A 26,346-nucleotide genomic window follows, 5' to 3' on the forward strand; every position below is an offset into this window, starting at 1 on the left:
ATGTACACAGGGTCTAATCGCGCTTATCAATCGCAGACCGAAGGTTCACCGCGTGTTTCTCTACCTCTACGCGCACCGCTCGGCAAACATTCGCTTTCTTTTTTGGGCACAATCCTTTTTGCCCCGTTTCTGCTGATCGGCTGTGTCGATCGTGCGGTCAGTAGCGGCCCGGCCCAGCAGCAACAGGAAGCGATCCCGGATACCAAGGTGGTGGATTACCGCATTGCGCCTTGCGATACGCTATGGCAGCTTGACGAAAAAGAAGCCTTGGAAAACTCGCTCTTTTGGCTGCGGGCGATGGACTGCGCCGATCGTATCGGCTCCACGCAGGCCAGAGCGTTGGCGAAAACCCTGCCGGGCAACAATTGGCAGAACGTGTTCAAGCAAAGCATTTTGCTGGGCAGCGCTGAGCCGAGCTCGAGCGAGCGCCGCCAGATCATCGATCGTCTGAACAGCTATCGTCTCGAGTTCCCTAACTCGCTGCGTCCATTGCTGCAACTGTGGCGTCAGCAGCAGGCGTTGCAAGTGAGCCTGTTTGACGAGCGGGCGCGCTACCAGCACCTGCAGGAAAGCTCAGACAGCCAGATCGATTCGCTGCGCCAGAACCAGATCCATCTGCAGAGCCAGTTGCAGGAGACCTCCCGCAAACTGGAGAACCTGACCGATATCGAACGCCAGCTCTCGTCACGCAAGCAACTGCAGGGGGAAATCCCGGAAAGCAGCGTGGCGCAGCCTAAAGCCGATGCCGCAGGCAAGCCTGCAGCGCCCGCCAAAGCGGCCGAGCCCGCAGAGCCAGCCCCGGTGACTGAAACTGGCACCGCCTTGCCGGTAGAGCCGGAAGAGACCTACACGCCGCCCGCGGCTAACAAGGAGTCCCCAGCGCAATGACAGCTCGCAAACCGGCCAATCTGTTGTTGGTTGACGACGATCCCAGCCTGCTCAAGCTGTTGGGAATGCGCCTGACCAGCGAAGGTTTTCACGTTACCACGGCGGAAAGCGGGCAAGAGGCGTTGCGCCTGCTGGTCCGCGAAAAGATCGACCTGGTGATCAGCGATCTGCGGATGGATGAAATGGACGGCATGGCGCTGTTTGCCGAGATCCAGAAATACCAGCCGGGGATGCCGGTGATCATCCTGACCGCCCACGGCTCTATCCCGGACGCGGTGGCTGCGACCCAGCAGGGGGTGTTCAGCTTCCTGACCAAGCCGGTCGATCGCGATGCGTTGTATAAGGCGATCGATGAAGCGTTGTCGCTGTCGTCGATCCCAGCCGGTGATGACAGCTGGCGTGAGGATTTTGTCACCCGCAGCCCGATTATGCTGCGGCTGCTTGAACAGGCCAAGATGGTCGCCCAGTCGGACGTCAGCGTGCTGATCAACGGCCAGAGCGGCACCGGCAAAGAGGTGCTGGCACAGGCCATTCATGCGGCCAGCCCACGGGCCAAGAAAGCCTTTATCGCCATCAACTGCGGCGCGTTGCCGGAGCAACTGCTGGAGTCGGAGCTGTTTGGCCATGCCAAAGGGGCGTTCACCGGTGCCGTCAGCAGCCGTGAGGGTTTGTTCCAGGCGGCAGAAGGGGGCACGCTGTTCCTGGATGAGATTGGCGATATGCCGCTCTCGCTGCAGGTAAAATTGCTACGCGTGTTGCAGGAACGCAAGGTGCGCCCACTGGGCAGCAACCGCGATCTGGATATTGACGTACGCATCATTTCCGCCACCCACCGCGATCTGCCTAAAGCGATGGTAAAAAACGAGTTCCGTGAAGATCTCTATTACCGTCTGAACGTGGTTAACCTGAAAATACCAGCGCTCAACGAGCGGGCCGAAGATATCCCGCTGCTGGCCAACCATCTGCTACGTGCTTCGGCGCTGCGCCACAAACCTTTTGTACGCAGTTTCTCCTCCGATGCCATGAAACGCCTGATGACCGCCAGCTGGCCCGGCAACGTGCGCCAGTTGGTGAACGTGATCGAGCAGTGCGTGGCATTGACTACGGCACCGGTGATCAGTGAAGCGCTGGTCGAGCAGGCGCTGGAAGGGGAAAACACGGCGTTGCCAACCTTTGTCGAGGCGCGCAACCAGTTTGAATTACACTATCTACGTAAACTGTTGCAGATCACCAAGGGTAACGTTACCCAGGCCGCGCGCATGGCGGGCCGTAACCGTACAGAGTTCTATAAATTGTTGTCGCGCCATGAACTGGATGCCAACGATTTCAAAGAATGATGTTTTCTTTTCTGAACCTGCATGCGCAGGTTCTCAACAAAGTAGCCGGAATGATTTACACTCCGGTTTCTTTGTTGTGGCATGGCAGACCATAGAGATATGAGCAGATCACTTTCCATTGCGTTGGCCCAGCTGAATTTGCTGGTGGGCGATATTGAAGGCAACAGCGAGCGCATGTTGCAAACCGTGCAGGAGCAGCAGAAGGCGGGAGCCGATCTGGTCATGTTCAGCGAACTGGCGCTGTCCGGCTATCCGCCGGAAGACCTGCTGTACCGTGATGATTTCTACCAGCGCTGCGATACTCAGCTAAGCCGCTTGCAGCAGGCCTCCGCCGATGTGGCAATCCTGGTCGGCCACCCGTGGCGTGAAGACGGCAAGCTGTATAACGCGCTGTCCCTGTTCTCTGAGGGGGCTTTGCAGGCTCGTTACTTCAAGCAACAGCTGCCTAACTACGGCGTATTCGATGAGAAGCGCTATTTCCATGCGGGCGATAAAAACTGCGTGGTGGAGCTGAAGGGTTACCGCCTGGGGCTACTGATCTGCGAAGACCTGTGGTTCCCGGAACCGGTTGATGCGGCGAAGGCGGCGGGGGCAGAGATCCTGCTGTCGATCAACGCTTCCCCGTATAACCGTGAAAAGCCGTATATCCGCAAAACCCTGATGGCGGGCCACTGCCAGCGTACCGGGTTGCCGTTGGTCTATCTGAATCAGATCGGCGGGCAGGACGAACTGATTTTCGACGGCTGTTCAAAAGTCTTTGATGCCGCTGGCAATATGACTCATCGCCTGGCAGCTTTCGCCGAGCAGGTGACTCTGCTTGAGTTTAAAGGCCTGGAAGTGGTACCGATGACGGCTCCGGCGGCAGAGTTGCCACAGCTGGCGCAGGTGTATGAAGCGCTGGTGCTGGCCGTACGCGACTATGTGACCAAAAACGGTTTCAAAGGTGCGGTGTTGGGCTTGTCCGGCGGGATCGACTCGGCGCTGACCCTGGCGATTGCCGTGGATGCGTTGGGCAAAGACAAGGTTCAGGCCTTGATGATGCCTTTCCGCTACACGGCAGATATCAGCATCGCCGATGCCAAGGAAGAGGCCGAAATTCTCGGCATAGAATTTGATATCGTCTCGATTGAACCGATGTTCGACGCCTTTATGGGCCAGCTCGCCCCGATGTTTGCCGATACCGCACGGGATACCACCGAAGAAAACCTGCAGGCCCGCTGCCGTGGCGTGGTGCTGATGGCGCTGTCTAACAAACGCGGCAGCATCGTATTAACCACGGGTAACAAAAGCGAGGTGGCTGTCGGTTATTGCACGCTGTATGGTGATATGGCCGGTGGTTTCGACGTATTGAAAGATGTGCCGAAAACCCTGGTGTTCAAGCTTTCCGAATACCGCAATACCGTCTCCTACGTGATCCCTCAGCGGGTGATCGATCGTCCACCGTCTGCCGAACTGGCACCGGATCAGCTCGATCAGGACAGCCTGCCGCCGTATGACATTCTGGATGCTATTCTGGAAGGTTATGTCGAGCGTGATAAATCGGTAGCCGATCTGGTTGCTGAGGGCTTTGAAGAAGCCGTGGTGCGCAAGGTGATCCGCCTGGTGGACATCAACGAGTACAAACGCCGTCAGGCCGCCGTCGGGCCGCGCATTACCGCCCGTAACTTTGGCAAAGACCGCCGCTATCCGATCACCTCAGGCTTTGGCCGTAAAAATTGGTAATTAAGGAATAAAAATGAAAAAAATTGACGCGATTATCAAGCCCTTCAAACTGGATGACGTGCGTGAAGCACTGGCCGAAGTAGGCATCACCGGCATGACGGTGACCGAAGTGAAAGGCTTTGGTCGCCAGAAGGGCCATACCGAGCTGTACCGTGGTGCCGAGTACATGGTCGACTTCCTGCCAAAGGTTAAAATTGAGATCGTGGTAGCTGACGATATCGTGGATACCTGCGTGGAAACCATCATGCAGACGGCGCAGACCGGTAAAATCGGCGACGGTAAGATCTTTGTCTTCGACGTGGCCCGTGTGGTGCGTATCCGTACCGGCGAGCAGGACGAAGAAGCGATTTAATCGCCGATAGAGTCAGGTATTGTCCTTCCAAGGCGCGGCTTAGCTGCGCCTTGGTTGTTTTTGTGCACTCACTCCCCCTTTGCGTTCTAAAAAAGCGAACGATATCGCGTTTTTCACACATTTCATGATGGCTTACCGGTGAGCATCTACACTCAAACCAACTGTTTTGTTTGAGGTTGCTACCATGATGACGTTACGCCAAATCCGCCATTTTATTGCCGTGGCCGAAACCGGGTCGATCTCGGCGGCGGCGCAGGCGGTGTTTGTGTCACAGTCTTCGCTCACGCTGGCGATCCAGCAGTTGGAAACCGACATTGGTGTCCGGCTGTTCGAGCGCCACGCCAAGGGAATGAACCTGACCCACCAGGGGCACCAGTTCTTGCGCCAGTCGTACCTGATCCTGGCAACGGTGGATAATGCCAAGCGCAGCCTGCAGCTGGGCACCGAAAGCCTGAGTGGCAAATTGACCATCGGCGTCACCAGCCTGGTAGCGGGGTATTTCCTGGTGGAGCTGCTCAAGCGCTTCAAGTCTGCCTATCCCAACGTGAATATCCAGGTGATTGAGGACGAAAGGCCCTATATCGAGCATTTGCTGGTGAGCGGTGAAATCGATATCGGGGTGCTGATCCTGTCGAACATTGAAGACCGCGATGCCTTACAGACCGAAGTGCTGATGCACTCCCCGTATCGCCTGTGGCTACCTCCGCTGCACCCGCTGCTGGAGCACGAAAGCATCGGTTTGGCAGACGTGGCCAAACAGCCGCTGATCCAGCTCAACGTCGATGAAATGGACGTTCATGCCAGACGTATCTGGGGACGAGCGGGCCTGAAGCCGGAGATCGCCATGAAAACTGCCTCCACTGAAGCGGTGCGCAGCCTGGTGGCGGCAGGCATGGGCATTGCCATCCTGCCGGATATGGCTTACCGCGCCTGGTCGTTGGAGGGCAATATGATTGAGGCGCGCAAGCTGGTGGATTTGCTGGAACCGCTGGATATCGGCCTGGCCTGGCGGCGTGGCAGTGCGCGGCCTGAATTGGTGACGCCATTCCTCACGATTGCGCGGGAGAACAGCAAAACGAACATGACCGGCCTCAAGCCTTCGATTTAATCGAACGCTGCCTTCAGTATTTAGAATTTGTTGTCCGCAGTGCGCTCGCTTAGTCTGATTAAAACTAACTTATCACATTTGGTTAACGTTTTTGTCACATGAGGCGGCGCAATGGCAGAGCTACAGTTGGTTTCCGGTTTGTCCTGTCGGCAATTCATTAACGGCGAGTCGGTCGAAGGTGAAGGCCATCAGGAGACCATTGTTAATCCTGCCAACGGTGAAACCCTGGTTTCCATTGCCGAGGCAACGCCAACCCAGGTGGGTCACGCAGTTGCCGCCGCGCAGCAGGCATTTTCCCACTGGTCACGTACCACTCCCGCTTTCCGAGCAACAATCCTGCTGCGTATTGCCGATGCTATCGAACGGCAGGCAGAACATCTGGCGCGCCTTGAAGCGCTGAACTGCGGTAAACCTTTCCATCAGGCACTGAACGACGATCTCCCTGCAGCCATTGACGTATTCCGCTTCTTCGCCGGGGCCGTGCGCACCCAGCAAGGCCAGTTGGCCGGTGAATATGTTGAGGGCCATACCTCAATGATCCGGCGTGACCCGATCGGCGTGGTGGCCTCCATCGCGCCATGGAACTATCCGTTGATGATGGCGGCCTGGAAGATTGCTCCGGCGCTTGCAGCGGGCAACACCGTAGTATTCAAGCCCTCCGAACATACGCCATTGACCATCCTGGCCTTGGTACCTGCGTTGCAGGAAATCCTGCCGCCAGGCGTGTTGAACATTGTCTACGGCGGTGGCGAAGGCGTAGGCAGCCATCTGGTTGGTCATCCGCAGGTTCGTTTGGTTTCCGTTACCGGCGATATCGTTACCGGGCAAAAAATCCTGCAGGCGGCGGTCAAAAGCGTCAAGCGCACCCATCTGGAACTGGGCGGTAAAGCCCCGGTGATCGTCTGTGACGATGCGGATCTGGATGAGGTCGTCAGCAGTATCCGCACCTTCGGTTACTACAATGCCGGGCAGGATTGCACCGCGGCCTGCCGCATATACGCCCAGGCAGGCATCTATCCGAAGCTGGTAGAAGCCTTGGGGGAAGCGGTCGCCAGCCTGCGTTTTGCCCGCAAGCGCGACGAAGATAATGAAATCGGCCCGCTGATCAGCAGCCGCCAGCGTGACCGGGTGGCCAGCTTTGTCGAACGGGCTCTCAGCCAGCCGCATATCGAATTGATCACTGGCGCGGCGGCGCACTCTGGCCCCGGCTTTTACTACCAGCCCACGCTATTGGCTGGCTGCCTGCAAACCGATGAAATCGTCCAGCGTGAAGTGTTTGGCCCGGTGGTCAGCGTGACGCGTTTCGAGACTCTGGAGCAGGCGGTGACCTGGGCCAATGACTCCGAATACGGCCTGGCCTCCTCGGTGTGGACACAGAATATCGACCGCGCGCTGCATATCGCGGCGCATCTGCAATATGGCAGCACCTGGATCAACACTCACTTTACGCTGGCGAGCGAAATGCCCCACGGCGGCTTAAAGCGCTCCGGCTACGGCAAAGATCTCTCCAGCGATTCATTACAGGATTACAGCGTTGTCCGGCACGTGATGGCGAAGTTCAAATCTACGTTCTAGTCATACGGCCGATAAAAAATCGGCGGCAACCGTTCCTTGCCGCACTTTAAACATACGCAACACCGAGGTAATTACGATGGGAAAAACACACGCAATCACCACAGTCACCGCGCTCTGTATGACGATCCTTTGCGGTATGGCTCAGGCCGCCGATACGCCACAGCAGTTGGGCAAAGGGGAAGGGCGGTTGGACATCATCGCCTGGCCCGGTTACATCGAACGTGGTCAGTCCGACAAGAACTACGACTGGGTGACCCAGTTTGAGAAACAGACCGGCTGTGCGGTGAATGTGAAAACCGCCGCGACCTCGGATGAAATGGTCAGCCTGATGGCGAAAGGCGGTTACGATCTGGTGACCGCTTCTGGCGATGCCTCGTTGCGCCTGATCTACGGCAAACGTGTGCAGCCAATCAATACCGCGCTGATCCCTAACTGGAAGAATATCGACCCCCGCCTGATAAACGGCCCTTGGTACAACGTGGCGGGCAAAACCTACGGTACGCCATATCAGTGGGGGCCAAACCTGCTGATGTATAACACCAAAACCTTCCCGACGCCGCCAGACAGCTGGGCCGTGGTGTTCCAGCAGCAAAACCTGCCGGACGGCAAGACCAATCAGGGCCGGGTGCAGGCTTACGACGGCCCAATCTATATCGCCGATGCGGCTCTGTTCCTGAAAGCGACTCAACCCCAGCTTGGCATCACCGATCCTTACCAACTGAACGAAGAGCAGTATCAGGCGGCACTGAAACTGCTGCGCAGCCAGCACGCGCTGATCCACCGTTACTGGCATGACACCTCGGTACAGATGAGCGATTTCAAAAACGAAGGCGTGGTGGCCTCCAGCGCCTGGCCATACCAGGCCAACGCCCTGAAAGGCGAAGGCCAGCCTATCGCAACCGTATTCCCGAAAGAAGGGGTTACCGGCTGGGCGGATACCACCATGTTGCACGCCGAGGCCAAGCACCCAAGCTGCGCTTACCAGTGGATGAACTGGTCGTTGGAACCGAAGGTACAGGGTGACGTTGCGGCCTGGTTTGGCTCGTTACCGGCAGTTCCAGCCGGTTGCAAAGCCAGCACCTTGCTCGGTGACAAAGGGTGTGAAACCAACGGCTTCAACCAGTTCGACAAGATTGCCTTCTGGAAAACGCCACAGGCCGAGGGCGGCAAGTTCGTCCCTTATAGCCGCTGGACCCAGGACTACATCGCCATTATGGGCGGTAGATAACTCTCATTGCTCTCACCCGCGAGCGCCAGACGGCCCCTCTCCCTTTGGGATAGGTGTGGGGTGAAGAGCTGGACTACTTGGCCATTATGGGCGGTAGATAACTCTCATTGTTCTCACCTGCGAGCGCCAGACGGCTTCCCTGTGGGGGACCGATCGAGTTTGCTGAGATGACCTTTTTACTTCCAAAAGAGCAGGGACTAACAGCTCCCTCTCCCTTTGGGAGAGGGTTGGGGTGAGGGGCAACATTTTGGAGCGTACATCATGACCATTGCTGTGCAATTTATCGATGTCTCGCGCATTTTCGGCGATGTTCGTGCCGTGGATCGGGTTTCTGTTGAAATACAGGACGGCGAGTTTTTCTCCATGCTTGGGCCTTCTGGCTCGGGTAAAACCACCTGCCTGCGGCTGATCGCTGGCTTTGAACAACTGAGCTCCGGCTCTATCCGCATTCATGGGCAAGAGGCGAGCAATCTGCCGCCTTATCAGCGCGATGTGAATACCGTGTTCCAGGACTATGCGCTGTTCCCGCACATGTCGGTGCTGGAGAACGTGGCCTACGGCCTGATGGTAAAAGGCGTTGCCAAACGTGAGCGGCTGGCGCGTGCGAATCAGGCATTGGAAAGCGTGGCATTGGGGTTTGCTGCCGAGCGTAAACCGGCGCACCTTTCCGGTGGCCAACGTCAGCGCGTAGCTCTGGCCCGTGCATTGGTCAATCGCCCACGCGTACTGCTGCTGGACGAACCGCTCGGGGCGTTGGATCTGAAACTGCGCGAGCAGATGCAGGGGGAGTTGAAGAAGCTGCAACGCCAACTGGGCATCACCTTTATCTTCGTCACGCACGATCAAAGCGAAGCCCTGTCGATGTCCGATCGGGTGGCGGTATTTAACAATGGCCGTATTGAGCAGGTAGACGCGCCACGCGAACTGTATATGCGGCCAAGAACGCCGTTTGTTGCCGAGTTTGTCGGCACGTCCAACGTGGTACGCAGCGAACTGGCGGAGCGGTTGCTGGGGCAATCGGCCACCTTCTCGATCCGCCCGGAGCATATCCGCCTGCTGGATCAAAGCGGCGCAACGCAGGGGGAAGTTCAGGTTCAGGGTACCTTGCAGGATATCCATTACCAAGGGGCGGCGACACGCTATGAAATCGCCCTGAGCAGCGGTGAGAAACTGCTGGTCAGCCAGGCTAACCCGCAGTGGCAGGCCGTGGCACAACAGCGCCTGATCGGTCAGCCGGTCACCGCCTGTTGGGCCAGAGAGGCAATGGTACCGCTGCTGGAGGAGAGGTGAGATGGACATGAGCATTGAGCAGCCGGCAGCGCCCGGCGGTAAAATTCGCGCGATTTCCACCTACCTGTACCGCAAGCCAACGCTGTATCTGCTGCTGTTGCTGGTGCCGCCGCTGCTGTGGTTTGGGGCGGTGTATCTGGGCTCGCTGCTGACCTTGCTGTGGCAGGGCTTTTACACCTTCGACGATTTCACCATGACGGTGACGCCGGATCTGACCTTCGCCAACCTGAGCGCGCTGTTCAACCCGGCCAACTATGACATCATCGTCCGTACGCTGACCATGGCGGTGGTCGTTTCGCTGGCCAGTGCGGTATTGGCATTCCCCATCGCCTATTACATGGCCCGATACACCAGCGGCAAGGTAAAAGCGTTCTTTTATATCGCCGTGATGATGCCGATGTGGGCCAGCTATATCGTTAAAGCCTATGCCTGGACGCTATTGCTGGCGAAAGACGGCGTGGCGCAGTGGTTCCTGCAACATATGGGGCTGGAGCCGGTATTGGCGAGCATTCTGAGCATTCCCGGCGTAGGGGGTAATACGCTATCCACCTCCGGTCTTGGTCGCTTTCTGGTGTTTGTCTATATCTGGCTGCCGTTCATGATCTTACCGATCCAGGCGGCGTTAGAGCGCTTGCCGCCTTCGTTGCTGCACGCTTCTGCGGATCTGGGCGCGCGCCCGTCCCAAACGTTCCGCTATGTGATCCTGCCGCTGGCGGTACCGGGTATCGCAGCCGGTTCCATCTTCACTTTTTCGCTGACGCTGGGCGACTTTATCGTGCCGCAGCTGGTGGGGCCGCCGGGCTACTTTATCGGCAGCATGGTGTATGCCCAACAGGGGGCGATCGGCAATATGCCGATGGCGGCCGCCTTTACGCTGGTGCCGATCGTCCTGATCGCCATTTATCTCTCGATTGTGAAACGCCTGGGGGCCTTCGATGCACTCTGAACGCGCGCCGTTAGGGCTGAAACTGGCCGCCTGGGGTGGCCTGATCTTCCTGCACTTCCCGATAGTGATTATTGCCATGTACGCCTTCAACACCGAAGACGCGGCATTCAGCTTCCCACCGCGGGGTTTTACCCTGCATTGGTTCAGCGTGGCGGCGGGGCGGCAGGACATTATTGATGCGGTACTGCTTTCGGTGCAGATCGCCTGCCTGGCCACGGCGATTGCGCTGGTGCTTGGCACGCTGGCCGCAGCGGCGCTGTATCGCCGGGACTTCTTCGGCAAGGACAGCATTTCATTGCTGCTGCTGTTACCTATTGCCTTGCCGGGGATCGTCACCGGTCTGGCACTGTTGGCGGCCTTCAAGGCGCTGAATATCGAGCCGGGGATCATGACGATCGTCATCGGCCATGCCACCTTCTGCGTGGTGATCGTGTTCAACAACGTGATCGCCCGCTTCCGCCGTACCTCACACAGCCTGATCGAAGCCTCGATGGATTTGGGAGCTGATGGCTGGCAGACCTTCCGTTACGTGATCTTGCCGAATCTGGGCTCGGCACTGTTGGCGGGGGGGATGCTGGCGTTTGCCCTGTCATTCGACGAAATCATTGTGACCACCTTCACCGCCGGGCACGAACGTACGCTGCCGCTGTGGCTGCTGAACCAGTTGGGTCGCCCACGTGATGTGCCGATCACCAACGTGGTCGCGCTGTCGGTGATGGTATTGACGATGTTCCCGATCTTGGGCGCGTACTATCTGACCAAAGGCGGAGAAAGCGTCGCAGGCAGCGGTAAATAGCACCTCAATTCCTAAATAGCTTATGCCAATATTTCAAAGGATAACCCTATGCAAAGCCAACTGCTGATTAATGGTCAACTGGTTACCGGCCAGGGCGAAAAGTTGCCGGTCTACAACCCGGCAACGGGAGAAGTGATTGTGCAGGTGGCCGAGGCCAGCGCACAGCAGGTTGAAGAGGCCGTGCAGGCCGCCGATGCGGCGTTTGAACAGTGGGGGCAAACCACCCCGAAAGAGCGCGCCGAACACTTACTGGCGCTGGCGGACGTGATTGACCAGCATGCGGAAACCTTCGCCAAACTGGAGTCCCTCAACTGCGGCAAGCCTTATCACTGCGCACTGAATGACGAACTGCCTGCGGTGGCCGATGTCTTCCGCTTCTTTGCCGGTGCCAGCCGTTGCCTGAGTGGCATGGCTGCCGGTGAATATCTGGCGGGGCACACTTCGATGATCCGCCGCGATCCGCTGGGTGTGGTGGCTTCGATTGCTCCCTGGAATTACCCACTGATGATGGCCGCCTGGAAGTTGGCACCCGCGTTGGCGGCAGGGAACTGCGTGGTGATCAAACCTTCTGAACAAACGCCGTTAACCACCTTCAAGCTGGCCGAACTGGCCGCCGGTGTGTTTCCGCCGGGCGTGCTCAACGTGTTGTTTGGCCGTGGTGCCAGCGTGGGCGATGTGCTGACCGGCCATGACAAGGTGCGCATGGTCTCTCTTACCGGCTCTATTGCTACTGGCGAGCATATCATTGCCCATACCGCACCTGGGATTAAACGCACCCATATGGAGCTGGGGGGCAAAGCGCCGGTAATCGTCTTCGATGATGCCGACATTCAGGAGGTCGTTGACGGCATTCGCACCTTCGGTTTTTACAATGCCGGGCAGGATTGCACCGCTGCCTGCCGGATCTATGCGCAAAAAGGCATTTACCCACAACTGGTGAAAGCGCTGGGTGAAGCGGTGGCCAGCTTGAAGATCGGGCCACCGGAAGACAGCAGTACCGAATTAGGGCCGTTGATCACTTCCCAGCATCTGGAGCGGGTGATTGGCTTTGTTGAGAGGGCCAAAGCACTGCCTCATATCCAGGTGGTCACCGGGGGCGAAAAAGTCGCTGGCCCTGGCTTCTATTTCCAACCAACGCTGTTGGCAGGCGCGCGCCAGGAAGATGAGATCGTCCAGCGTGAAGTGTTTGGCCCAGTAGTGACGGTGACGGAATTTGACGACGAGGCGCAGGTACTGACCTGGGCCAACGCCTCCAATTACGGCTTGGCTTCCTCTTTGTGGACGCGTGACGTAGGGCGTGCGCATCGCCTGAGCGCGCGTTTGCAGTATGGCTGCACCTGGGTGAACACCCACTTTATGCTGGTGAGCGAAATGCCGCACGGCGGGCAGAAGCTGTCGGGCTATGGCAAAGACATGTCGATGTACGGGCTGGAGGATTACACCACCATTCGCCACGTGATGTTCAAACACTAATCTGCTTGATCTGGCAGGATTTATACGCACAATAACGCGGCTCTCAGGCTGGCTTCGGCTGGCCTGATAATAATAAAGAATAAAAGGACGCTTTTATGGCTATCACCCGTCGCGATTTTCTTAATGGGGTGGCGATCACCATCGCCGCCGGGCTTACGCCGATGCAGATCCTGCGCGCATCGCCGCAAGCCGCCCATCAAACCCTGTATTACCCACCCGCGTTAACTGGCCTGCGTGGCAATCATCCAGGCTCATTCGAACATGCCCACCAACTGGGGCGTGATGGCAAAACCTTTGATTTTGGCAGCCTGCCGATCGAGGAAGAATTCGATCTGGTAGTGGTCGGCGCTGGCATCAGTGGCTTGGCGGCGGCCTGTTTCTGGCAGCAAATGAAGGGCAAACAGCAACGTATTTTGCTGATTGATAACCATGATGACTTTGGCGGCCACGCCAAGCGTAACGAATTCAGCAGCGAGAACGGCACCCTCCTCGGCTACGGAGGCAGCGAATCATTACAGTCGCCACGTTCCAACTTCAGTCCGGTAGCCATGGGGTTGCTGAAAAATCTGGGCGTTAGCCTGGACGGTATGGAAAAGGCCTTCGATACCACTTTCTACCCAGATCTGAATCTCAGCCGTGGCGTTTACTTCGATCGCCAGAACTTTGGCGTTGATAAGGTGGTCAGTGGCGATCCGGGCCGAGTGGTGGCGGATGATATTCCGCGTGATCGCCTCAATGGTCGCTCTTATGCCGATTTTATCAACGACTTCCCCTTGCCGCAGGCCGATCGCCAGGCCTTGATTGCGCTGCACACCGTCGAAAAAGACTACCTGCCTGGCCTGAGCCTGGAAGAGAAGGTGGCCTGGTTGGACAAGCACAGTTATAGCCAGTTCCTGCGCGAGAAAGTGGGGCTGAGCGAAATGGCGATCCGCTATTTCCAGCAAACCACCAACGATTTCCAGGCCGTCGGCATTGATGCGACCTCTTGCAGCGATGCCCGCATCTGCGATCTGCCAGGCCTGAACGGCATGAACTTGCCGCCGCTGGATGAGGAATCGCAAGCCGATCTCGACGATCCCTATGTATTCCACTTCCCGGATGGCAACGCCACGCTGGCTCGCCTGATGGTACGCCATTTGATCCCGGCGGTGGCGCCGGGTGGCAAAGATATGAACGACGTCATCCTGGCAACGTTTGATTACAGCCAGCTGGATCGCCCCGAGTCGCCGGTGAAACTACGCTTGAACAGCACCGGGCTGCACGTGGCCAACGTGGGTGATAAGGCCGAGGTGGCCTATATCAACGGCGAGAAGATGGTCAAAGTACGTGCCGGGCAGGTGGTGATGGCCGGTTACAATATGATGATCCCTTATCTGATCCCGGAAATGCCTCACGAGCAGCAAGAGGCGCTGAAGCAGAACGTCAAATCGCCGTTGGTGTACAGCAAGGTGGTGATCCGCAACTGGCAGCCGTTTATCAAACTGGGGGTGCACGAAGTCTATGCCCCGACCGCGCCTTATAGCCGGGTGAAATTGGACTACCCGGTAAGCATGGGGGGATATCAGCACCCACGCGATCCAAACCAGCCTATCGGGCTGCATATGGTGTATGTGCCAACATTGCCCGGCAGCGGCCTTAGCCCGCGTGAACAGTCGCGCAAAGGGCGAGCGCTGTTGCTAGGAACCCCGTTTGAGGTACATGAGAAGATGATCCGTGAGCAGTTGCAGGGCATGTTAGGTGCTGCCGGATTTGATCATCAGCGGGATATTCAGGCGATCACCGTCAACCGCTGGTCGCACGGTTACTCCTATTTCCTCAACGGCATGTTCGATGATGAAGATGAGTCCCAAAAGATCATCGAAACCGCGCGGCAGCCGATCGGCAAGATCGTCATTGCCAATTCCGATTCCGACTGGAGCCCCTATGCCAACTCGGCGATCGATCAGGCTTGGCGAGCCGTGAATGAACTGGCCTATGGCAAGGTTGCTGCCAAGGAGGGGGTATGACATTACGTCCGTTATATCTGATGCTGTTGCTGGCTGGTGGCTCGGCTCACGCCATGTCCGCCGGTGAATACGTGGCCAAGGCAGGGGACTGTACGGCTTGCCATACGGCTCCGGGTGGTAAGGAACTGGCGGGCGGGATGAAGTTCCCGACGCCGGTAGGGGATATCTATGCCACCAATATCACGCCGGATAAACAGCAAGGTATTGGCAGCTACAGTTTTGCAGAGTTCGACCGTGCCATGCGGCAGGGCGTGGCCAAAGATGGGCATCGTCTGTATCCCGCCATGCCTTATACCTCCTACGCCAAAATGAGCGAGCAGGACATGCGCGCTCTGTATGACTACCTGATGCACGAAGTCCCGGCGCAAGACACTGCCAACCGGGAAAGCGATATCAGCTGGCCAATGTCCATGCGTTGGCCGTTAGCGGTATGGAATACGCTGTTCCATGAAGACCAAACCTATCAGCCAGACAGTAAGCAAAGCGCCCAGTGGAACCGCGGCGCCTATCTGGTTCAGGGGTTGGGTCACTGTGGCAGTTGCCATACTCCGCGCGGCTGGGCGATGCAGGAAAAAGGGCTGGATAACCAATCGCCTGAGTTCCTGAGCGGCGCAGAGTTGGATGGTTGGTATGCACCGAGCCTGCGTGGGTTGAAGCCGGATGATGTGGTTGCGCTGCTGAAAAGCGGCCGTAGCCAACATGCGGCTGTGGCCGGGCCGATGAGCGACGTGGTGGCGCACAGCACGCAATACCTCAGCGACGATGATTTAAAGGCTATCGCGCAGTATGTACACAGTCTGGAAGTAGTGGCACCGAAACCTGTAGCAACCATGGCGGCATCAAGCGCGAGCATGGCTTCAGGCGGGCAGATCTATGCGATGTACTGTTCAACTTGCCATGGCAATAAAGGGGAGGGGAGCGACAACGTCATACCTGCTCTGGCGGGCAATCTGTCGGTGACGGCGGATAATCCGCTGACCGCCTTGCGCGTGGTGCTGGAGGGCGCGCATACGCCGGTCACCCAACATGCCACGGCGATCGTTATGCCGGGTTATGGCTGGGTGCTCAACGATCAGAAGGCTGCCGATCTGATGAGCTATCTGCGCGGGAGCTGGGGGAACCAGGCTGCGCCGGTGACGGCGGAACAGGTACGGGATGCGTGGAAGCGGACTAAATAACAGGGTGTTGCGGTGTGTCACTCTGTGCTTGTTTTATAGGGTTCGAACATGTTCGAACCCTATAACTTCAGCCACTTATTGTTTTTTATTTCCCTTACTTTATCAGTCAACGCAAAACAATCCTCCAGCGGTTCTCCATCCAAAGCCCAGTCTTCAATTAACTGAAAATGCCTCTGATGATTATTTGAAAGCAAACCTAATGCTTTAACGATAACCTCATCATTAGCATCCATTCCCATACTTAAACAATCATTAGTAACATCAAATATCAATTGCATCAGCAAATCCTGCTCTGATTCAGAGTAACTATCATTTGAGTAAGCTAAGACATATTTACTCAACCATTCCTCTGTGCGAAATTCCTCAGGTAATTCATATACCCAATCTTGGGTGAACTCATCCCCGCAAGGTAAGTCAAGATCTCTACATATACGCTCTATTGAATTCATTTTATGTTTCTCTATACTGTCCTTTGCCATTGAGCAGTTCCTACGGGGTTCCTAGGTAGTCATTCAGATTGTTCAGGCCGATATTTTCATATCAACCTTTTTGAGCTGCCTTTACAGCATTTCATTCACTTTATAATTATAAATTACTTTTTTATTATCAACTATTTTTTGATTGATTGAGATTTCAATTGCATACTCAAGAAGTAATTTCATAAAATAGTGGGGATCCTCTAAGATGTCACCAAATACTAACTCATGCAAAGCATCTTCAAAAGACTCGTCAGCATTCAAAAGATACTTCTCAAGTACGGCAATAGTTAAAAAACATCCGAGCGGGGATGATGCTAGATCACTTTTTATATATTTATCAAATAATTTAAAAAACTTGATTTATCGGGGGAGTTGCATTTAAATATATCCTCGCTCTCATCTACCGTAGTGATGTTTGAGTTGAAGGGGCTTAATACCCCCCCTAAAAACCCCATCGCTTTCAGCCTTTTATTTTTATTTAACTTCACTTTTATTGCCCCCATTTAGGATAGCTGGTTATTGAGTTTCCATTATCATCAAGAATAGTCACTGATGATTTTTGCTTACCATACTCAAGAGTTTCTGATTTATGACCTTCAACAATATCTCTCCCCATATGTTGAGGTCTTTTTGAAAGGTTTTGTCACCCGTTTGTTTCAATATCAACTTGGCGCGATAAATAGAGTTAAGCTGATCCCGATGGATTAAATATCGTGTTGCAGCACTAGGGATTTTAGCTTGCCCAGCTTTCGCGCCACTTTTATATGTATCAATAATCCCTGTTGTAGGATTTGCACCTGTCGTGACTCGCTCTAACAGTGTTTGAAGAGTAGTTTGAGCTCCGTGTCTTTCTAAAAGTAAATCTCCGACTTGCGTCCTTTGCCCAGTAACTGCGCCATCGGCACAAAGCTGCCGGGGCTGTACAGGTAGCTTTTATAGGTCGCCAGGTGCGCCGGTTTTGGAGCGTCGGCCGTAAAGATATTATTATCGTCGACGCACTTTGTTTATCTGGGACTCAAAACCAAAACTTGCTTAGCCAGTTGGTATTTCAGATACCGCTAGCGATATTTCCCTCTCTAAATCTTTTACGTTAGTTGCGACTCCTGTGTAGACCGGTTTTTGCCAGTCATAATCTTTTATAAGTACAATTTTAAACTTACCATTTATATTAAACGAAGGAGTCCATCCAACATCAAGAAGGTACGCATTAGGAAACTCAACCTGAAGCATATCCTCTTTAAGATCATCTAGTTGATCAATAAGAGGCTTATTTTCATCCAAGAAGAGATTATCAAAAGTGACAACTCCATTTTTATGTGAAAAGTCAGTTGATATCAAATTTTAGTTAGCCTCAAAAACTCACTGCGTGATATAGAGTGTCCGTGTATAGTCCCTGCACTTTCTTCAACTCTCATCCATTGACTCAGTTTTCCCTCGCTAGCACCAATTACTTCAACTAGATCTTTTACCTTCCATGGTTTTCCATTGGTTACAGCCTGTCTAGTGCTATAAACTGAAGGCTCCAGTGCCTCTATGTCAGTGCCTGGTTTATATTTCTCGGGGCCTAATTTAGTCGATTTTATAATATCTTTCCATGAAGAGTTTTTCGGTGATGAATGCTTATAGCCATGAGGTGACCATTGAACATCTTTATTATCTGTGCTGGGTGCTGTAGGCTCACCCGTCTTCACCCCAGCCGGTATATCTGAGTCCGGAGGGCACCCCCTCTTGACACTACTCAACCCCAGCGGATCCACCCACCCAGTAGGGTTAGGCACATATTGCGTCTGGTTCAGCCCACCGGCCAGCCCAATAGGGTCAGGCGTGATAAATCTTGCGATTTCCGGCGAGTAATAACGATGCAGGTCATAGTGCAACCGCTTTCCGCCTCGAAATACTGCCCCTGAAAACGCAATGTCTGTGACACTGACTCAACAAACGCTACCGCCAGATTACCGGAAGTGCGATAGGGCGGATTCCCGGTAATCTGGCTTTAAATTTTTATTTAATCAATAATGCACCTTTGCTTTCAGGATCGAAGTTATCAGGCCATATTGTAAGCCTATTATAAGTAGCTTGATTAAAGCTAGCTGTTTCAATTCTTGATGATGATAAGTTGGCCCCACTCAACTTTGCGTTGTTAAAGTTAACACAAAATAAGTCAGCCTCAGATAAATTCGCGTTAATCATATTTGAACCAAGAAAAAAAGCCCCCATCAGTTTTGCATTTGATAAATTGCAATTAATGAGTGATGCATTTAAAAAATTAGCATTCATTAACAATGAATTGGAAAAGTCAGAAAAATCAAGAACGCAGTTGGAGAAATTAGCACTTCGTAAATTGGCGCTTTCAAAATTAGCTTGGCGTAGTATATAGCCCTCAAAAATAGCCGTATGTAAAGATGCGCTAGAGAAATCGAAACCCTCTAAACTAGATGCATTAATAACTTTAACTTCTCCAGATTCAAATTTAATAATGAACATTAATTATTGCCCCAATCAGTCGGATCAACTATTGTTTCATGCATTGGCTTGACTCTAGGTATATTACTTGGGGATAATGTCCCCGCACCTATTTCAGGAAGGACTCCAACGACCTTTCCTGCAACATATCGATGGTTACCCTCAACGATTACATTACCATCAACTTTGATCGGAGGTGCAATGTCTCCTTTCAATAATCGGTCAACATAGCGTTGAACAGCAGGGAGTGAAACCATCCCCTGTACTGTTTGGAGAGAATCTCCTTTTAAAGCTGTGTGAATAACTTCAGGTGTAACGTCGGCACCACGTGTGATCTTAGGGATCTCCGGCTCACCCGTCTTCACCCCAGCCGGTATATCTGAGTCCGGAGGGCACCCCCTCTTCACACTAGTCAACCCCAGCGGATCCACCCACCCAGTAGGGTTAGGCACATACTGCGTCTGGTTTAGGCCACCGGCCAGCCCAATAGGGTCAGGGGTGATAAACCTTGCGGTCTCCGGCGAGTAATAGCGATACCGGTTATAGTGCAACCCGCTTTCAGCATCGAAGTACTGCCCCTGAAAACGCAGTGGTTGCGGCACAGATTCAATGAACGCTACCGCCAGATTGCCGTAGGCGCGGTACGCCGCGCTCCAGGCAATCTGTCCTTTGCCGTTGACCAGTTCCTGCGGGGTACCCAGGTGGTCATTCAGGTAGTAGTAAATCTCCGACTTGCGTCCTTTGCCCAGTAACTGCGCCAGCGGCACAAAGCTGCCGGGGCTGTACAGGTAGCTTTTATAGGTCGCCCGGTGCGCCGGTTTTGGGTCATCCGCTGTGAAGATATTATCATCGTCGGCGCATTCTGCCACCATCCGCTCACCCTGCCAGAAGAACCGGGTTATGGCATTAGGCCCTTGGGCTAGCAGGTCCTGCTTTTGGATGCGTCGACCAAAGGCATCATAGATATAGGCAAAGTGGGTTTTCTGCCCCTGCCGTTGTTCAATAAATTCCACCAACCGGTGCTGGCAATCATAGCGGAACTCCCGTACCCACAATGGCTTGGTGCTGCGCACTTCACATGTCAGGTTGCCAAATTCGTCATACTCGAACCGCACATCGCCTTTCTGCTTCAGAAGGTTGCCACGCACTTGTGTTCCACGGGAGGTGGCGTCGTTCCCTAACACGTTACCCGCTGCATCGTGCGTAAACTGCTCGCTGATCCCCCGCCAGCGCAGCGCCTGCGGCAAGGCTTCAGGGTAGGCTATCGGGTGGTGCAGCGCTTCGGTCAGGCGATGCTGCTTATCGTAGCGGTATTCCCGGTTGCCCTTGTGCGGGTCGAGGATCTGCGTCAGGTTGCCTGCCGGGTCGTACTCGTAGCGGCGCTGCATCACCGGTGTTACGTCTGGGGCGTCACCCTCCAGTTCCGCCTGCACTGCGGCAGTAGCACGTTGATGGCGCAGGCGTTGCAGCCCGTCATAATCAAACTCGCTCACCACCTCACCGGTGATGCGCCGGGTTTCCTGCTCGCCGCGATACAGGTGTTCACTCAGCACCTGGCCATTGAGTGCAATACGCGAGACCTGCCCCTGCTGGTACTGGTAGGCCAGAATGTTGCCGTCGGGCAGGCATTGGCGTGTCAGGTTACCTGCGCTGTCGTAGCCGTAAAACAGGCTGGCGAAGCCCTGATACTCTTCCGTCAGCCGCCCGACTTCATCGTAACCGTAAGCCAGCGGCCACTGCCCGTCGTCCACCAGTCGCAGGCGGTTAAAGCTGTCGTAGGCGTAGCTGACTTCCTTGCCGTCTGGCAACACCTTGCGAATCAGTCTCCCGGCAGCGTCCCGCTCATAGCGGGTCACCAGCGCGGTCTGTTCACTTTGGCTGGTGCCGTACTCGGTGCGCTGGGTCAGGTGCCCGTTCAGGTCGTAGTCATAGAGGAAGTGGCGTCCGTCAACGGTGTGTTCTTCACTCACCAATCCGTTGGGGTGATAAGCCAACCGATGATGTTCACCGTTCTGGTTGATGATGTCGCTGACTAAACTCTTCGGACTGTCATAACGGTATTCCACCTGGCTGAGGTCGGGATATATCACCCGGCTCACTAAACGGGAATTTGGATAGTATTCGTATTGGGTGGTCAGCCCCTTTTCATCACGCTCGCTGGTCACCTTGCCGTAGGCGTTGTACCGATAGTAGCGCACTGTGCCGTCAGGCGCGTGAATAGCCTCCAGCCGGTTGGCGGCATTCCAGGTATAACGGGTGCCGTTGACCCCGGCCTCGTCGAGTGGGCTATCGCTGTGCCGGATCACCCGCCCCAGCAGGTTGTAGCGATAATAGTGGGTCAGCCCGTTGCGCTGATGGTGTTCCAGCACCTGGCCAAACGCATCGCGGACAAAGCGTTCGCGGCTGCCATCCGGGTATTGCACCTCGTTGAGTGCCCCTTGTGCAGACCACAGGTAGTGGCAGGTATTGCCCAACGCATCGGTTTCTTCCGTCAGGTTGCCCTGCGTATCGTAGCGATACCGTTCACGGATCTTGTCCTCCTGATCGAGGCTCCAGGTGGTTTTCTCTACGACCCGGCCCCGCGAATAACGGTATTGGGTCTCTTGTCCGTCAGGAGTGCGCACCCAGGTGCACTGCAGTTCACCGTTATAACCATATTCGGTACGGTTGCCCAATGGATCGGTTTCACTCAGCAGCTCACCGCGTTCACCGTATTCATTGAGGTGGGTCGCGCCATCTGGGTCGATCTTCTTTATCAGGCGGCGGAAGCGGGTGTCATGTTGCCAGGTCTCCCGTGAACCGTCCTGATGGACCAGGGTGACGGCCCCGGGTTGCTCGTCCCACAGAAAACGCTGGTCAAGGTTCGGCAGGTTGCTCCAATGGCGCACCGCACGGGCCTGTTTGCCTTGCCCTTGCCATTCCCAATAAAACTCGGCCCCGCCGGCCAACTGCCGCAGGCTGAACACATAGTCATCACGATACTGATAACGCTCGGCTTCCCCGGCCGCATTGATAGCGGCACTCAGTTGCCCCCGCTCATCGTACTCATAGGTCATCAGCGGATGGAGAGCCTCTTCCCGACCCGATTCAGGGGTCAGGCTCAGCTGCGTCAGGCGCCAGCCTTGAGGCAGCTCCTGATAGCTGAACTGCAAGGCTGCACCAGCCGGATGTTCCAGCCGAACAGGTAAGCCATCGTGATAATGCAGGGTCAACCGCAACTGGCGGTGTGAAAGGCCGGTGATGCGCCCGGTCGTTTGCCCCGTAACCCGATGCACATGCAACACCCAGCCTTCCATGCTACCGGCCATCAGGCAGTAGCTATTGGGCTCCTCGTCCAGATAGGCGGCGGCCCCGGCTATATAGTTAAGCCCACTTGGGGAAACTTCGGTAGGTAACGGCAGAATGGTGGTGAGGGTCTGGTGATCGGTCCAGTGCAGTTCATCACCGATAAACTCCACCTGATGTTGCAGGCTATGGCTCCAGCCAAAACCAAACACCGATGTGCGTTCGACCGCGGTGGTGCGGTACTGACGCTGGAAGATAAAGGGCGTCAGGCCAATCAGTTGTCCATCGTCCAGAGTAAGCAACTCTTCGCCGTTGATCAGTGAGACCGGGCAGCCGCTGCCGGGGGTGCACTGCGAGTTCACCGTGGAGTGGCCTGCCGCATCTTTCGCGGCGCTGTTATGCACCGCGCCTGAATTATCAGTCAGTTGTGCATGGTTTGATTCGCGTACTTTGTTCTTCCGCTCCTGTTTCAAACGGGCACTGGCCTGACGCTTGAGGTTCCATTCACGAGTTTTTTCAAAGAAAAACTTAGCCAGTTTCTCGGTTGCTCGCAGGATAGTCATGAGCCCATCCCAGATGAGTTTCCCAACATTCCCCAGTTTTTTTAGCGCCGCCCCCACTTTATAGACCAGGAACGCGACCCCTAACCCTCCGGTCACCAGGGACAGTACGGCTCCGATAACCAGGCCAATCAGGCTATCGCTGATCAGCGATCCTCCGGCCTCCACCACCGGTCGCAGCAATGTGCCCCACGGGTACATGTACACTTGTAGCTCCACCGAGCGCATAAGCAGATACAACGCAGCTTCGTCATTAAACAGCGCCAGCAACTCACGCGTCATCTGCATGCTGCCCGCCAGCAGCTTTTCCAAGTCTTGCTCATCCAGTTCGGCAATGAGATCTTTGTACTTGCTGGCTTCCGCATAGATTTTCTGACCGTACTCTTTTGCATTGGTCGCCACATGGAAGGCCAGCTTGATATCATCCCACATGGAGAACAACCCAGCGTACATTCCCTTTTTTAGGGCCCCCCACAACTCCTCAGCAAGCTTATCTTTTTGCCATTGTGGTTTGTACGTAAGCCATTGCGTAGATAGGGCGCTGTGCATATCCAGCATCAAGCCGTCATAGGCTTGCAGCATCTGGTCGTTGTGCTGTTTCATCTGGTTGTCAGTGGCGATAACACGGTATTTTTTGCCAGCGGTAAGATCAGGAAAGAGCGCCACACCTTGTTCATCGGTTTGCTTCGTCGCCACCAAGGTGTACTTATCCTTACTGGTATTTTCATAGACCTCGATAGTCACATCGGGGATGGGCAGTTCAAACGTGGACTCATAGGCGAGAGCCACCTTGAGCTCACCGTTTTTCGGGCAGGTCACCACGCTGCTCTCGAAACTACGCTCATTTTCAGAGGCCACCTTTTTGCTGTCGTTGAGCCGCAGAGTCTTCTCCATCTCCAGCGTCGGTCCACCTAATATGTCTGAGACGGCACTGGCCAGGGCCCATTTCTTGACAGCCTGCCGATACTCTTCGGTGAGCAGAGTCTTGTTTTTGAAGCCCAGTAAGGCATTGTCAATACTCGCAATATATTCGGTCGTCATAGTCCATTACTCACGGTCGAAAAGAGGAAACGTTGAGGGTGATCACCTCGAACGGATTGGTACGGCGGCTCAGTGCGTCTACCAGAGCCTGGGACAACCGGGCGGTTCGCTTCTTCGGATCTGGCGTCTGTTGCCAGACCTGTGGGTAAAGCCGCAGCGCAATCTGGCGCAACACCGGTTCCGGCACGGTTTGATAGAGTTCAAACTCATTCTCGCGCAGCCAGGTCAACTGGTTGGCGATCAGCGGCTCCGGATCTTCATCCAGCAGTGCATCCACCATCCCTTGGGGCACCTGCCACCAGGGGCTAATCTGGGCCTGCGCAGAAGGGTCTACCGGGCAGGTAAATACTTCACCATTTACCCAGTAATCGGAGAACACCGGCAGGATAGAGCGCCACTCATCGCCAAAGTAGCGCAGGTAAGCTGGCAGATAACGCCCATCCCAATAGCGGAAAAACACCGTTTTGCCGCTGGGCATGATCACCTGCGTCAAACCGGCAAGGTGGGCCGCTAGGGCAGCCTGTGGCAACGGTGAACGTGCCAGCCAGCCCCAGTTGCGTAAAGGGGGTTCTGCCACCCAGCGTAAGAATGGGCTGCCTTCATTGAGCTGTACCAGCACCGGCATCACTTCAAACCAGTTGGCATAGGGTGTATTGGCGTAAAGCCCGTGCGGCGTGCGGCTGCCGTCCTCACGGTAATAGGCTTTGATGCCTTGCGCGCCATGGGTGTTGGCCAGGACTGCGTATAACTGTGTGCCCGTCGTTTCTCTTACCCAGTCCTGTACGGTCTGTTGCATCTCTGTACCTCCTTGAAGATGACGCAAATAGTGAGTCCACTGATGCGCTCAACGTACACTTTCCATAATTAACAACGTGAATGAGCAGGTATGGCTGCCAAAAAAGGTATTAGCCTGACGGGAGTATGGCGAGAGTGGCGGATCAGATTACTGGCGAAAATACAGCGAGGTGCTGAAAGCTGGATCATCCTTGCGCTCCATGCAAAGTCCTTATCAATGGGGCGTAGATTTACCACAGTGTCGGATTAAAAACGATAGCGAAAAGGGGAATAACATTAAGGAAATTGTAGATTTTAGATTGAGCTCAAACTGACAATATCATTGATTATTATCGCGGGCACCGTTTCTTCGGCACCCGCACTTGGCACGCAAATTAATCAATAACATTCTTACCTGATAATGTTACCAAGAGACTGAGCCTTACAGCACCTTATGCGGGCCGAAGCATTCGTAGTGGATACGTTCGGCCTCCACGCCCATCTCAAGCAACTGCTTACCCACGTGCTGCATAAACGGCACCGGGCCACAGAAGTAGTAATGCATCTGCGGATCGCTTAACTCGCTACGCAATGCGCTCAGATCCATCAGGCCCTGGCTGTGATAATCGCGGCCCTGCACATCATCGGTATTGGGTTCACGGTACCAGACATGACGGCTCAGATTAGGCATACGTCCGGCGATATCCGCCACTTCGTCGGCAAAAGCATGCACCGCACCGTTTTCTGCGGCATGTAACCAGTGGATGTTGGCCGGATGCTGATTGTTGTGCAGGGCGTTAAGCATCCCCAGCATTGGCGTTTGGCCAACGCCTGCCGAGATTAATGCCACTGGCGTAGTCGGTTCTACCTGCAGGAAGAAATCGCCGTGTGGTGCCGCGAGATGAATGATATCGCCTTCTTTGGCCTGCTGATGCAGGAAGTTGGAAACGGCGCCCCGTTCCTCACGTTTGACCGCGATGCGGTAATATTCCCCGTTCGATGCGGTGGTAAGTGAATATTGGCGGATCTCCTGGTGTTGCAGGCTGTCATCGTTAATATAAACCGCCAGATACTGGCCTGGCTGGTAATCGGCCACGCGGCCACCATCTACTGGCGCCAGTACAAAGCTGGATATGACGTTGCTCTGCGGCTGTTTTTTCACGATGCGGAAGGCACGTAAATCACGCCAGCCACCGTCACTCTTTTCCGTTTCCTGATAGATCTGGCCCTCACGCTGAATAAACACGTTGGCCAGCACCCCGTAGGCTTTTCCCCAGGCATCAAGCACTTCCTGGCCAGGGCTGAGCATTTCGTCCAACGTGGCTAACAGGTGGTGGCCGACAATCTGATACTGATCGGGCTGGATATTGAAGCTGGCGTGCTTCTGGGCAATGCGTTCTACCGCAGGCAGCAGGGCGGCCAGGTTTTCAAGATTGCTGGCGTAAGCGCAGATTGCATCGAACAACGCCTGGCGCTGATCGCCGTTACGCTGGTTGCTCATATTGAAAATATCTTTCAATTCAGGGTTATGGGCAAACATGCGATCGTAGAAGTGGGCGGTCAGTTTGGGGCCGGTTTCGGCTAACAGGGGAATGGTAGATTTAACGGTGGCGATGGTTTGACTATCCAGCATGGTGAGGCTCCTTGGGGATGTTTTTATGATGATCTAATAAATGCATTTTAAATGCATCTTATGAATTAATCCCGCGCTTGTAAATATCCTTGTTGTGGTTGCGGGGTTGTTAACCGTCGATCGCCTTCACAGAACATGAAAAAAGCGCATTTTGTTGATGAGTAAAACTCCGTTGCCAAAATGCGGTCTTTAAGGGTTCAAAGCCTTACGCC

General features: G+C 54.8%; 21 protein-coding genes. 13 read left to right on the top strand and 8 right to left on the bottom strand.

Annotated elements, in window-relative coordinates; genetic code table 11:
• The 13 genes from qseG (at position 1) to ACX9GU_RS06760 (ending at position 15,899) form a co-directional block, all read left to right on the top strand.
• Positions 1–888 carry a two-component system QseEF-associated lipoprotein QseG gene (gene qseG / locus ACX9GU_RS06700; RefSeq protein WP_473194245.1) on the top strand — a complete coding sequence of 296 codons (888 nt, stop codon included), beginning with the start codon at positions 1–3 and terminating at the stop codon, positions 886–888.
• Complete coding sequence (gene glrR / locus ACX9GU_RS06705) at positions 885–2,225, top strand: two-component system response regulator GlrR (RefSeq protein ID WP_473194246.1); 1,341 nt, start codon at positions 885–887, stop codon at positions 2,223–2,225. Before qseG ends, glrR begins: the two co-directional genes overlap by 4 nt.
• A 99-nt stretch (positions 2,226–2,324) precedes the next feature.
• Positions 2,325–3,947: an NAD+ synthase gene (locus tag ACX9GU_RS06710; protein ID WP_473194247.1), complete on the top strand. Its 1,623-nt coding sequence runs from the start codon at positions 2,325–2,327 to the stop codon at positions 3,945–3,947.
• A gap of 13 nt (positions 3,948–3,960) precedes the next feature.
• Positions 3,961–4,299, top strand: a complete 339-nt coding sequence (gene glnB, locus ACX9GU_RS06715) for a nitrogen regulatory protein P-II (RefSeq protein WP_004847623.1) — start codon at positions 3,961–3,963, stop codon at positions 4,297–4,299.
• Between the two features lie 184 nt (positions 4,300–4,483).
• The gene (locus tag ACX9GU_RS06720) at positions 4,484–5,407 is read left to right on the top strand and encodes a LysR substrate-binding domain-containing protein (protein WP_473194248.1); all 924 of its coding nucleotides are present in this window, start codon (positions 4,484–4,486) and stop codon (positions 5,405–5,407) included.
• 111 nt (positions 5,408–5,518) lie between these two features.
• Positions 5,519–6,982, top strand: coding sequence for a gamma-aminobutyraldehyde dehydrogenase (locus ACX9GU_RS06725; RefSeq protein WP_473194249.1), 1,464 nt, complete (start codon positions 5,519–5,521; stop codon positions 6,980–6,982).
• 118 nt (positions 6,983–7,100) lie between these two features.
• Positions 7,101–8,210 carry a putative ABC transporter substrate-binding protein YdcS gene (ydcS, locus tag ACX9GU_RS06730; RefSeq protein ID WP_473195127.1) on the top strand — a complete coding sequence of 370 codons (1,110 nt, stop codon included), beginning with the start codon at positions 7,101–7,103 and terminating at the stop codon, positions 8,208–8,210.
• A 261-nt stretch (positions 8,211–8,471) separates the two neighbouring features.
• Positions 8,472–9,500, top strand: a complete 1,029-nt coding sequence (locus ACX9GU_RS06735) for an ABC transporter ATP-binding protein (RefSeq protein WP_021178883.1) — start codon at positions 8,472–8,474, stop codon at positions 9,498–9,500.
• 1 nt (position 9,501) lies between these two features.
• Complete coding sequence (locus tag ACX9GU_RS06740; protein WP_021807702.1) at positions 9,502–10,446, top strand: ABC transporter permease; 945 nt, start codon at positions 9,502–9,504, stop codon at positions 10,444–10,446.
• Complete coding sequence (locus tag ACX9GU_RS06745; RefSeq protein WP_021178881.1) at positions 10,436–11,242, top strand: ABC transporter permease; 807 nt, start codon at positions 10,436–10,438, stop codon at positions 11,240–11,242. Before ACX9GU_RS06740 ends, ACX9GU_RS06745 begins: the two co-directional genes overlap by 11 nt.
• 48 nt (positions 11,243–11,290) lie before the next feature.
• A complete protein-coding gene (patD, locus tag ACX9GU_RS06750) occupies positions 11,291–12,715 on the top strand; it encodes an aminobutyraldehyde dehydrogenase (RefSeq protein ID WP_473194250.1) in 1,425 nt (474 codons plus the stop codon).
• A 95-nt stretch (positions 12,716–12,810) separates the two neighbouring features.
• Complete coding sequence (locus tag ACX9GU_RS06755; protein ID WP_473194251.1) at positions 12,811–14,721, top strand: NAD(P)-binding protein; 1,911 nt, start codon at positions 12,811–12,813, stop codon at positions 14,719–14,721.
• Positions 14,718–15,899 carry a c-type cytochrome gene (locus ACX9GU_RS06760; protein ID WP_473194252.1) on the top strand — a complete coding sequence of 394 codons (1,182 nt, stop codon included), beginning with the start codon at positions 14,718–14,720 and terminating at the stop codon, positions 15,897–15,899. Before ACX9GU_RS06755 ends, ACX9GU_RS06760 begins: the two co-directional genes overlap by 4 nt.
• A gap of 59 nt (positions 15,900–15,958) precedes the next feature.
• Here ACX9GU_RS06760 and ACX9GU_RS06765 read toward each other — a convergent pair whose 3' ends face one another.
• From ACX9GU_RS06765 to hmpA, 8 genes are all read right to left on the bottom strand, one after another.
• Complete coding sequence (locus ACX9GU_RS06765) at positions 15,959–16,378, bottom strand: hypothetical protein (RefSeq protein WP_473194253.1); 420 nt, start codon at positions 16,376–16,378, stop codon at positions 15,959–15,961.
• An 81-nt stretch (positions 16,379–16,459) separates the two neighbouring features.
• Positions 16,460–16,639: a hypothetical protein gene (locus tag ACX9GU_RS06770; protein ID WP_473194254.1), complete on the bottom strand. Its 180-nt coding sequence runs from the start codon at positions 16,637–16,639 to the stop codon at positions 16,460–16,462.
• 771 nt (positions 16,640–17,410) lie between these two features.
• The gene (locus tag ACX9GU_RS06775; RefSeq protein WP_473194255.1) at positions 17,411–17,716 is read right to left on the bottom strand and encodes a hypothetical protein; all 306 of its coding nucleotides are present in this window, start codon (positions 17,714–17,716) and stop codon (positions 17,411–17,413) included.
• A complete protein-coding gene (locus ACX9GU_RS06780) occupies positions 17,713–18,255 on the bottom strand; it encodes an RHS repeat-associated core domain-containing protein (protein WP_473194256.1) in 543 nt (180 codons plus the stop codon). The genes ACX9GU_RS06775 and ACX9GU_RS06780 overlap by 4 nt, the downstream gene beginning before the upstream one ends.
• 124 nt (positions 18,256–18,379) lie before the next feature.
• Positions 18,380–18,862, bottom strand: a complete 483-nt coding sequence (locus ACX9GU_RS06785) for a pentapeptide repeat-containing protein (RefSeq protein WP_473194257.1) — start codon at positions 18,860–18,862, stop codon at positions 18,380–18,382.
• The gene (locus ACX9GU_RS06790) at positions 18,862–23,727 is read right to left on the bottom strand and encodes an RHS repeat-associated core domain-containing protein (protein ID WP_473194258.1); all 4,866 of its coding nucleotides are present in this window, start codon (positions 23,725–23,727) and stop codon (positions 18,862–18,864) included. Before ACX9GU_RS06790 ends, ACX9GU_RS06785 begins: the two co-directional genes overlap by 1 nt.
• A 10-nt stretch (positions 23,728–23,737) precedes the next feature.
• On the bottom strand, positions 23,738–24,523 hold the full coding sequence (locus ACX9GU_RS06795) for a DUF4123 domain-containing protein (protein WP_473194259.1): 786 nt from the start codon (positions 24,521–24,523) through the stop codon (positions 23,738–23,740).
• A 420-nt stretch (positions 24,524–24,943) separates the two neighbouring features.
• Positions 24,944–26,134, bottom strand: a complete 1,191-nt coding sequence (gene hmpA / locus ACX9GU_RS06800; RefSeq protein WP_473194260.1) for an NO-inducible flavohemoprotein — start codon at positions 26,132–26,134, stop codon at positions 24,944–24,946.
• Positions 26,135–26,346: the final 212 nt, after the last annotated feature.

It is taken from the genome of Serratia sp. K1WW1 (assembly GCF_055790865.1).

Coding starts and splice junctions, on each gene's coding strand:
- qseG (WP_473194245.1), top strand. CDS start 1: ATGTACACAGGGTCTAATCGCGCTTATCAATCGCAGACCGAAGGTTCA.
- glrR (WP_473194246.1), top strand. CDS start 885: ATGACAGCTCGCAAACCGGCCAATCTGTTGTTGGTTGACGACGATCCC.
- ACX9GU_RS06710 (WP_473194247.1), top strand. CDS start 2,325: ATGAGCAGATCACTTTCCATTGCGTTGGCCCAGCTGAATTTGCTGGTG.
- glnB (WP_004847623.1), top strand. CDS start 3,961: ATGAAAAAAATTGACGCGATTATCAAGCCCTTCAAACTGGATGACGTG.
- ACX9GU_RS06720 (WP_473194248.1), top strand. CDS start 4,484: ATGATGACGTTACGCCAAATCCGCCATTTTATTGCCGTGGCCGAAACC.
- ACX9GU_RS06725 (WP_473194249.1), top strand. CDS start 5,519: ATGGCAGAGCTACAGTTGGTTTCCGGTTTGTCCTGTCGGCAATTCATT.
- ydcS (WP_473195127.1), top strand. CDS start 7,101: ATGACGATCCTTTGCGGTATGGCTCAGGCCGCCGATACGCCACAGCAG.
- ACX9GU_RS06735 (WP_021178883.1), top strand. CDS start 8,472: ATGACCATTGCTGTGCAATTTATCGATGTCTCGCGCATTTTCGGCGAT.
- ACX9GU_RS06740 (WP_021807702.1), top strand. CDS start 9,502: ATGGACATGAGCATTGAGCAGCCGGCAGCGCCCGGCGGTAAAATTCGC.
- ACX9GU_RS06745 (WP_021178881.1), top strand. CDS start 10,436: ATGCACTCTGAACGCGCGCCGTTAGGGCTGAAACTGGCCGCCTGGGGT.
- patD (WP_473194250.1), top strand. CDS start 11,291: ATGCAAAGCCAACTGCTGATTAATGGTCAACTGGTTACCGGCCAGGGC.
- ACX9GU_RS06755 (WP_473194251.1), top strand. CDS start 12,811: ATGGCTATCACCCGTCGCGATTTTCTTAATGGGGTGGCGATCACCATC.
- ACX9GU_RS06760 (WP_473194252.1), top strand. CDS start 14,718: ATGACATTACGTCCGTTATATCTGATGCTGTTGCTGGCTGGTGGCTCG.
- ACX9GU_RS06765 (WP_473194253.1), bottom strand. CDS start 16,378: ATGGCAAAGGACAGTATAGAGAAACATAAAATGAATTCAATAGAGCGT.
- ACX9GU_RS06785 (WP_473194257.1), bottom strand. CDS start 18,862: ATGTTCATTATTAAATTTGAATCTGGAGAAGTTAAAGTTATTAATGCA.
- ACX9GU_RS06790 (WP_473194258.1), bottom strand. CDS start 23,727: ATGACGACCGAATATATTGCGAGTATTGACAATGCCTTACTGGGCTTC.
- ACX9GU_RS06795 (WP_473194259.1), bottom strand. CDS start 24,523: ATGCAACAGACCGTACAGGACTGGGTAAGAGAAACGACGGGCACACAG.
- hmpA (WP_473194260.1), bottom strand. CDS start 26,134: ATGCTGGATAGTCAAACCATCGCCACCGTTAAATCTACCATTCCCCTG.